The organism is Bradyrhizobium sp., from assembly GCF_019242285.1.
In the GTDB taxonomy this organism is placed as follows: Bacteria; Pseudomonadota; Alphaproteobacteria; order Rhizobiales; family Xanthobacteraceae; genus Bradyrhizobium.
The window spans coordinates 1-8,300 of record NZ_JAFAVV010000683.1; the positions used below are offsets into that span (position 1 = coordinate 1).

The 8,300-nt window shown below is 63.8% G+C and carries 6 protein-coding genes and 1 pseudogene; 4 read left to right on the forward strand and 3 right to left on the reverse strand.

The window, feature by feature from the left end; all coding sequences use genetic code 11:
- A pseudogene (locus tag JOY90_RS27675) lies at nucleotides 1-333 on the forward strand (hypothetical protein); the annotation flags it as partial.
- A 128-nt stretch (nucleotides 334-461) separates the two neighbouring features.
- Here JOY90_RS27675 and JOY90_RS27680 read toward each other — a convergent pair.
- Nucleotides 462-1,238, reverse strand: coding sequence for a helix-turn-helix transcriptional regulator (locus JOY90_RS27680; RefSeq protein ID WP_291694278.1), 777 nt, complete (start codon nucleotides 1,236-1,238; stop codon nucleotides 462-464).
- A gap of 134 nt (nucleotides 1,239-1,372) precedes the next feature.
- Here JOY90_RS27680 and JOY90_RS27685 point away from each other — a divergent pair, with 134 nt between their 5' ends.
- The 3 genes from JOY90_RS27685 to JOY90_RS27695 are packed head-to-tail and all read left to right on the forward strand — an operon-like array spanning nucleotide 1,373 to nucleotide 5,012.
- The gene (locus JOY90_RS27685; RefSeq protein WP_291694279.1) at nucleotides 1,373-1,864 is read left to right on the forward strand and encodes a (2Fe-2S)-binding protein; all 492 of its coding nucleotides are present in this window, start codon (nucleotides 1,373-1,375) and stop codon (nucleotides 1,862-1,864) included.
- Nucleotides 1,861-2,850 carry an FAD binding domain-containing protein gene (locus JOY90_RS27690; protein WP_291694280.1) on the forward strand — a complete coding sequence of 330 codons (990 nt, stop codon included), beginning with the start codon at nucleotides 1,861-1,863 and terminating at the stop codon, nucleotides 2,848-2,850. The genes JOY90_RS27685 and JOY90_RS27690 overlap by 4 nt, the downstream gene beginning before the upstream one ends.
- A complete protein-coding gene (locus JOY90_RS27695) occupies nucleotides 2,847-5,012 on the forward strand; it encodes a xanthine dehydrogenase family protein molybdopterin-binding subunit (RefSeq protein WP_291694281.1) in 2,166 nt (721 codons plus the stop codon). Before JOY90_RS27690 ends, JOY90_RS27695 begins: the two co-directional genes overlap by 4 nt.
- A gap of 522 nt (nucleotides 5,013-5,534) precedes the next feature.
- Here the strand turns inward: JOY90_RS27695 and JOY90_RS27700 are convergent.
- On the reverse strand, nucleotides 5,535-6,782 hold the full coding sequence (locus JOY90_RS27700) for an FAD-binding oxidoreductase (RefSeq protein WP_291694282.1): 1,248 nt from the start codon (nucleotides 6,780-6,782) through the stop codon (nucleotides 5,535-5,537).
- Nucleotides 6,783-6,788: 6 nt separating this feature from the next.
- The gene (locus JOY90_RS27705) at nucleotides 6,789-8,174 is read right to left on the reverse strand and encodes a PLP-dependent aminotransferase family protein (RefSeq protein WP_291694283.1); all 1,386 of its coding nucleotides are present in this window, start codon (nucleotides 8,172-8,174) and stop codon (nucleotides 6,789-6,791) included.
- Nucleotides 8,175-8,300: the final 126 nt, after the last annotated feature.

An 8,300-nucleotide genomic window follows, 5' to 3' on the forward strand; every position in this document is an offset into this window, starting at 1 on the left:
CTACGAGGGCGCAGCATACGGCTGATTGAGGTGTTTGTTACCGAAGCTGGCGCCAAGTATCCTGGGTGTGACAACCCAGGGCCGATCGTATCGCCTCAGGCCGCAAAGATGAGTATTCAGTTTGCCGTGGCCGGTGTTCTGACGTTCGGCGCCATTACTGATGCTATCTGGCACGATTTCGAAAATGTGGGGGTCAACGCGCTTGCCGCTCGGACGCGTTATTATCGATGGTGGGCTGACTGCGTCTTCTCCGAGGCAAGGATGCATAATCGAAGTGACTCTCGACGATGGCAGCCGCGTCAGGTCAGCGCCCTGAGGACGTGGCTGCTATGACACGGGACGATCTCGTTACCCGCTTCCTTCGCTCCGGATGGCGAACGTCCTGAATATAAGACCACAGCAGCCATAGAGCTTCCGAGCCGGCATGCTGGTCAGGTGCATTCGCGCGAGCCCAAGATCTCCTACTTGACGGGCGTGTAGATGACGACCCGCAATGACGGGTCGTCATTGGCCTGGAAGCTTGCATGTTCGAAGGACAGCACGCCCTTCTTCGGATGATGCAGCCGCTTGATCCCGGCAGCCGTGCCACGGATGTCATGGGTTTTCCACCAGACCGAGAATTCCGGGCAGCCTTTCCGGAGCTTGAGCAGCAGATCATGAAATGCGGGATCGTCCGCCCATAGATCGTGCGTGGCCCGGAACTGCGCGACCACACGCTTGGCTTCATCGGCCCAACCGGGGCCGAACAGCTTCCGCGCCGAGGGCCGCGTCAACATCGAGACCAGGACATTGCAGTCCTCGCTTGCCAGCTGATCGAACGCGAAAATCTCGTTCGCCGCCTTGTTCCAGCCGAGCAGGTCCCATCTGCGGCCGGTCACATAAGCCGGCTGTTTCATGGCGTCGATCATCCGCTGCAACGAATCCGGCACGGTCTCCTGCTGGAAACTCCGCCGCTCGCCGGATCGCGTCAGGGCCTTGAGGTGAAGGTGCTCGACCTTGCTGAGCCTGAGCGCACGGGCCAGCGCATTGATCGTGGTGATCGACGGATTGACGGAGCGGCCCTGCTCCAGGCGCACGTACCAGTCGACACCAATGCCGGCGAGCTCAGCCACTTCCTCGCGCCGCAGACCGGCGGTTCGCCGCCGCCGGCCGTCGGAAAGCCCGACATCCCGCGGCCGCAGTTTCTCCCGGCGCGACCTCAGGAAATCTCCGAGCTCGCTGCGGCGTTTCTCGATCACGGGCACGTCGGCATCTTTCGAACAGCGTCCAAGGGGGGCTTCAGCAATCCTAGGATAATACCATGCCTTCAAGGCTCGCCCTAACCTGCCATAATCGCAGCCTAACATTCCAGTGCTGCGGCGACGAACACCAGATGACGCAATCGCAAGACGCCAAATTTCCAAAACAGCGCATCGCGCTTTCCATCACCGTCAACGGCACGCGACACGAGCTCGAGGCCGCGCCGACCGCGACCCTGCTGGACGTGATTCGCGATGAGCTCAAGCTCACCGGCACCAAGAAGGGCTGCGACATGGGCGGCTGCGGCGCCTGCACGGTGCTGGTCGCAGGCCGGCGGATCGCATCCTGCCTGGCGTTGGCGGCCTCCTTTGGCGACGCCGACATCACCACGATCGAGGGGATCGGGACGGCCGATCGCCTGCATCCGCTGCAGGATGCCTTCATCCGGCACGATGCGCTGCAGTGCGGCTACTGCACACCCGGCCAGATTCTGTCGGCTATCGCCGTGCTGGCGGAAGGCGCGCGTTCGATCGAAGAGATTCGCGAAGGAATGAGTGGCAATCTCTGCCGCTGCGGCGCCCATGCCAACATCGTCGCCGCAATCGCCGAGGTTGCCGGGCTATGAGCAGTGCTTCGTTCAACTATGTTCGCGCAACCGAACTCACTGATGCGCTGTCGCAGGGGAAGAGACCGGGCGCAGCCTATCTCGCAGGTGGCACCGATCTGCTCCAGCTCTGGAAAGCCTCGCTGACCGCGCCGCAGGACGTGATCGACATCTCCCGCCTGCCGCTTGCCGACATCACGCGTGCCGGCGACAGGCTTGTCATCGGCGCGATGGCGCGACTGAGTGACGTAGCCGCTCATCCGGAGGTGAAAGCAGGCCATCCCCTGATTTGCGACGCCATCCTTGCGAGTGCCAGCGGACAGGTGCGCAATCTCGCGACCGCGGGCGGCAATCTGCTGCAGCGGACGCGATGTCCCTATTTTAGCGACGCGGGACTAGCCTGCAATAAGCGCGATCCCGGGTCCGGATGCGGCGCCCGAGATGGCGAGAACCGCCATGCCGTGCTGTTCGGCGGCTCGTCGGGCTGCGTGGCGACGCACGCTTCCGACCTCGCGGTGGCGCTGGCTGCGCTCGACGCCGAGATCGCGATCAGCAGCGCGAGCGGCGAGCGGCAACTCGCGCTGTCCGACCTCTACCCACTTCCAGGCGAGACCACCGCACCCGATTCATCGCTGCGTCCCGGGGAGATGATCACTGCGATCCGCATCGTCGGCGCGGAGCGTTTCGCCCCGCACTCGACCTATCTGAAAATCCGTGATCGCGCCTCCTTCGAATTTGCTGTCGTCTCCGTTGCGGCGGCGCTGCGCATCGAGGATGGCGTCATCGCCGAGGCGCGGCTTGCGGCTGGCGGCGTCGCGTCCCTGCCCTGGCGGCTCGGAAGAAGCGAGGCGGCGCTCATCGGCCGCGCACCAACGGAGCAGGCCTTCGCCGCAGCCGGCGAGCTGGCCATCGAAGGCGCGCGCCCGCTCGAAGGCAACGCATTCAAAATCCCCTTACTGCGCAACGCCGTCATTCGCGCCCTGCAAACGGCCGGAGACCAGTCGTGAAGGATCGAACCATCGCGCGCTATGAAGGCGTCCTCAAAGTCACCGGCCAGGCCCGCTATGAAGGCGAGACCAGCCCGGAAGGCCTGTTGCACGCTGCCCTCGTGGAATCGCCCGTCTCCTGCGGCGAACTGGAGTCGCTCGATGCATCGTGGGCTACTGCGCTGCGGGGATTTCCCACCCTTGTCACGCATGACGATGCTGCGTCACTGAAGCCGTCGGCGGCAACTAGCCTGATCAGGGAGAAGGCCATCCATTTTCACGGCCAGCCCGTGGCGCTCGTCGCCGCCGCCTCGCTATCGGAGGCCCGCGAAGCGGCGAAGGCGATAAACGTCTCGATCGCAGCGCGGACGGCGCTGACGCAGATGGACCAGGCACTGGACCAGGCCTATGCGCCGGCGATGGTCGGGCGTTTCCCGGCCGCGACCCGCCGCGGCGATTCCACGAGGGCGTTAGGCCAAGCCGAGCTCGTGGTTCGGCGCAGCTATACGACCGCCGTTAACAACCATCATCCGATGGAACCCCACGCGGTCGTCTGCTGGTGGGAAGGCAAGAAGGCCGTGGTCCACACCTGTACCCAGGCTATCTTCGGCACCCGCGCGATCATCGCGCATGCCTTCGAGATGCCGCCCGCCGACATCCGCGTGCTGGCGCGCTATCTCGGCGGCGGGTTCGGCTGCAAGGGACAGCTGTGGTGGCCGTGGATGTTCTGGGCGATGCTGGCGTCGCGAAAGACGGACCGTCCGGTGCGGCTCGAGCTTTCCCGCGCCCAGATGTTCACCCTGGTCGGGCGGCGGCAAGAGACGACGCAAGACCTCGCCCTCGGCTTCGTCGATGGCCACCTGACGGCGATCGAGCACGATGTCGTCGCGCAAACCTCGACCCATGCGGAATTTTCGGACTCGACGGCGGTCTACACGCGCTTCCTCTACGCCTGCCCCAACGTCACCACACGTCATCGCCTGGTGCGCACCAACGAGCCGCAACCGGTTCCGATGCGCGCGCCAGGAACGGCCCCCGGCACGTTTGCACTGGAGTCGGCGATGGACGAAGCGGCCGAGCTGCTCGGGATCGATCCACTCGAATTGCGCCTCAACAATTTTGCCGATCACGACCAGGAGAACGGCCGGCCCTGGAGCAGCAACAGCCTTCGCGAATGCTACCGCGTCGGCGCGGAGCGGTTTGGCTGGGCCGAGCGTCGCACGCGATCCGCCGCCAAGATCGGCCGCTGGAAAATCGGTTTCGGCATGGCCACCACGCTCTATCCGGCGATCCGCCAGGCCTGCCGCGCGCGCGTCGCGCTGCGCGCAGACGGCTCACTGCTGGTCCAATGCGGCACACAGGACATGGGCTCGGGCACCTACACCGCGCTCGGCCAGATCGCGGCCGATGCGCTCGGCTTGCCCATGGACAAGGTCACCGTCGAGCTCGGCGACACCGACTTGCCGGACGGCCCCTTCTCCGGCGGCTCGCAGGTCACGGCGAGCATCTTTCCCGCCGTGGACGCCGCGACGTCGAAACTGCGCGCGGTTCTGACGAGCATCGCAACGTCAGATCCGGCCTCGCCGCTTGGCGGCAAGCCGCCGGAAGACCTCGAATTCGCCGACGGAATGATCCGCAGCCGTTCCGGCAACGCCGGCGAAAGGCTCACCGACGTGCTCGCGCGTGCGACCTCTAACGGCCTCGAGGCGGAGGGCGAGATTCCGGCGACCGATCATCAGAAGCTCGCGGCAACCGGCATGGGATATGGCGCGATCTTTGTCGAGATCGGCGTCGACCCCGAGCTCTGGGAGATCCGCGTCCGTCGCGTCTGCGGCGCCTTTGCGGCCGGGCACATCCTCAATCCGTTGCTGGCCAGGAGCCAGTATATTGGCGGCCTCATCGGCGGCATCGGCATGGCGCTTCACGAAGAGACGGTGACCGATGCCACGACTGGGAGCATCCTCGGCAAATCGTTCACCGACTATCTCATTCCGGTTCATGCCGACATGCCCGCGTTCGACATCGCCATGATCGACGAGAACGACCCGCATCTGCCTGGCGGAGTCAAGGGCATCGGCATGCTGGGGACCGCCGGCATCCAGGCCGCGATCGCCAACGCGGTCAACGACGCCATCGGCAAGCGCGTTCGCAAGCTGCCGATCCGGATCGAGGATTGTCTCTGATCTCTGCGCCTTCCTTCGCGCTCCAATACCTCGTTGTCATTGCGAGCCAACGGATCGCGCGAATGCGCGCTCGATGGCGACTTCCACGTCAGCGGGGGCACATCTCGTCGCTCACTCCCTATTGATCAGAGATGTTTGAGGTCCGCGGGATTGATCAAGCTGGAGAGGGGTCATGGCGCGCACCAGCGACATCGCACTGCTTGGGCAGATGGCACACGATTGCGCCGCCCTGCGCAAAGATCGAGACCCACGCTGCGCAATCGCGCAAGAAACAGTGCAAAATCGTAGATTGGCGCACAAAATCGCGCGAATGGCGGAGAGAGCGTCAGTCAATCCCCACTGAAAGATAAACCATTTTCGACTTTTCTGGGCCAAAATCTACAATTTCAGCTACGCCGAAAACTGGGATTTCACTACTGGAGGCGCAACCACCGATACCGACATTCGTTGGAAGTGGCGATTTGACGGGTTCACGCTTTGGTTTTGCAACCCCTTGCTCTCCGGCTCGACAGCGAAAAACGCTCAAGCAAACCGGTCAGGCCGAAAGGCGTCGAGATTCGGAGCGTCATTTCGCCTTTCGACGAGACTTGCGACGATGCGGCTCGTGGCGCCGGCCAAGGTCATGCCGAGATGTCCATGGCCAAAAGCGTGGATAAGGTTCGGATAGCGCCGGCTGGGTCCAATGACGGGCAGCGAGTCGGGAAGAGAGGGTCGAAAGCCGAGCCAATGGGATTGTACGGGGCCGAGATCTGGCAAGAGCTTACGGACGCCTCGCTCCAGAAGGGCAATCTGCTTTGGATTGAGCGGCGCTGAGAGGCCGCCGAGTTCGACCGTTCCTGCAACCCGCAAGCGGCTGGCCATGGGTGTGACATAGAAGCCCAGATCAACCGGGCTGACCGGCCTCTTGATCGGACAGGCGTCCATCGCGAATTCGATGTGGTAGCCGCGCTCCGTGTCGAGAGGAATGTCGTCGCCACCTTGTTCGGCCAGAGAGCGCGACCAGGCACCGGCTGCGAGGACAACCGTGTGCGCTTCGATCATGTGATCGCGGCACAGCAAGCGGATTCGTCCGCCGTCCTGCGGTTCCAGCCGATCGACATAAGCGCGCTGGAACGAAGCGCCTCTTGCCGTGGCCGCGGCCGCCAGTCGGCTGGTCAGCGCGGCGGGATCGACGGCATGAGCCGCATCGGGGAAAAAAATGCCCCCGGCCGCCGGAGGAAGCGCAGGCTCCAGCCTTGCGACCTCTTCTGACGTCAACCGCTCATGTCGAACACCGAGCTCGTTTCGCAGCCGAGCACCCCACTCGTCGCCTTCTCGCGGCATTTTTCCCCGATAGAGGTAAAGGCAGCCCTCATATCGCAGAAGGTCCGAAAGTCGAGCCTGCTCTGCGAGCTCACGCCAAGTCGGCATCGCATCTTTCAGCAAATCTGCCAGCGCGTGTGCGTTGCAGCGCGCGCGGGCGGGCGTGGATTGCCAAAGGAAGCGCGACAGCCAGGGAATGAGCGCGGGCAAGCCGGCCAGCCTCACGGCGAGAGGGCTGTCCGGATTGAAAAGTAGGTTTGGCAGATTTCGTAAGACATCGGGATTGCCGACCGGTGCACAGGCGTAGGGAGCCAATGTCCCGGCGTTGCCGTAGGAGGCGCCCGAACCCGGCTCGTTCGGGTCGATGACAACAACCTCGCGGCCATCCGCGGCCAGCCGAAATGCGATCGCAAGCCCGATGATTCCGGCCCCGACGATCGCGACGTCCGTTTTGATCAATTCCGCCACAACGCCTCAGACCGCGCCCGAGATTTCATAATGACCTGCATTCAGCAAGTCGGTCATGATCGAAAGCGCCTGCCGCAATTCGCCGGATGACGGAGCGGCGCCCACATTGATGCGCACAGCATGGGCGAGAGTTTCGCGTCCCACGGCGAACGCATCCGCAGGAAGCACGCCTACGCCGCGCTGACGACAGGCGCGGGCAAAAGCGGCGCCGCGCCAGGGTTCGGGCAAATGCAACCAAGCGTGAGGCGAGGTCTCGTGGGTCTGAACATCGAATGTCGAGAGCGCGTCGCGCAAGATGGCCTGCCGCCGGCGCAGTTCCTCGCGCTGGACCTCGATGATGCGCTTCGCGGTCCCCTCTTCCAGCAAAATGGTGGCGATCAGCGCCGTGAGCGGGCTGATGCTCCAGCAATCAATCCGCAGCGCCGCCGCGACATTGCCCAGGACCGCGCGCGGCGCCACCACGAACCCGTAGCGCAGGCCGGGCGCTATGCATTTCGACAGGCCGCTGATGTGGACGGTGAGTTCGGGCTCCAGGGCGGCAAAAGACGGAACGGCACGATCGAGCAACGGACGATAGACATCGTCCTCGATGATCAGCACGTTGTGGCGGCGCGCGATCGCGGCGAGTGCGCGGCGGCGCTCTTCACTCAATGTCACCGTTGTCGGATTGTGCAGGCTGGGTACGAGGAAAACCGCACGAGGGCGCAAGGTCGCGCAAGCGGCCTCGAAAGCGTCCGGCCGCATGCCTTCCCGGTCAATCGACACTCCGCGCAGGTCGATGCCTTGTGACCGGCAAAGGGCGCTGATGCCTTGATAGGTGATGGAATCGGCGAGCACGATATCGTCGGGCTGCGTCAAGGCCCGCAACACGCAGGCAAGGCCATGCTGGGCGCCGTCGGTCAGGACGACGCGACCGGCGTCACCATCTCCAGTGACACCATCGAGCCAATCCGCCACCGCGGCGCGCGCCCATTCCGGACCTTCAGGAGGATGGTAGTCCTGCAAGGCGCCAAACCGGCGATCCTTTGCGATGTGCGGCAGCAGCAGCGAGAGCGCTTCGCGATAGGCCGACGTCGCCGGCCTATTGACAGACAGATCGATGAGCCCCGCCTCGTCGCTGGGAGCCGATTTGAAACCGCCCTCCTCCGTCTCCTTGCCGGCGACAAGGGTTCCGCGACCAGGACGCGCCTCCACGAGTCCACGCTGCTGCAATGCCGAGAAGGCACGCGTGACAGTCGTAACATTGATGCCGAGCAGGCGCGCGATTTCCCGGTGCGGTGGCAGCCGATCGCCTTCCGCCAGTTCACCGCGAGCAATTCGCTCACCGATGGCATCCGCCAAACGCTGATAAATCGGTCGGTCGTTGTTTGGCAGTTCCAGATTTTCGAGCATTGCGGCTTGGCGCCTCGAACGTTCCTGTGTCAGCAAAGCCTTCTTAACATGGAGGAATGAACCAGACAATCAAACCTGCATGCATACCAACAGGCTTCGATAGCCTGTTATATGACATGATATCTG

Bases quoted from the DNA above. Each gene is read 5' to 3' on its own strand.
- JOY90_RS27690 (WP_291694280.1), top strand. From the start codon at position 1,861: ATGAGCAGTGCTTCGTTCAACTATGTTCGCGCAACCGAACTCACTGAT.
- JOY90_RS27705 (WP_291694283.1), bottom strand. From the start codon at position 8,174: ATGCTCGAAAATCTGGAACTGCCAAACAACGACCGACCGATTTATCAG.
- JOY90_RS27685 (WP_291694279.1), top strand. From the start codon at position 1,373: ATGACGCAATCGCAAGACGCCAAATTTCCAAAACAGCGCATCGCGCTT.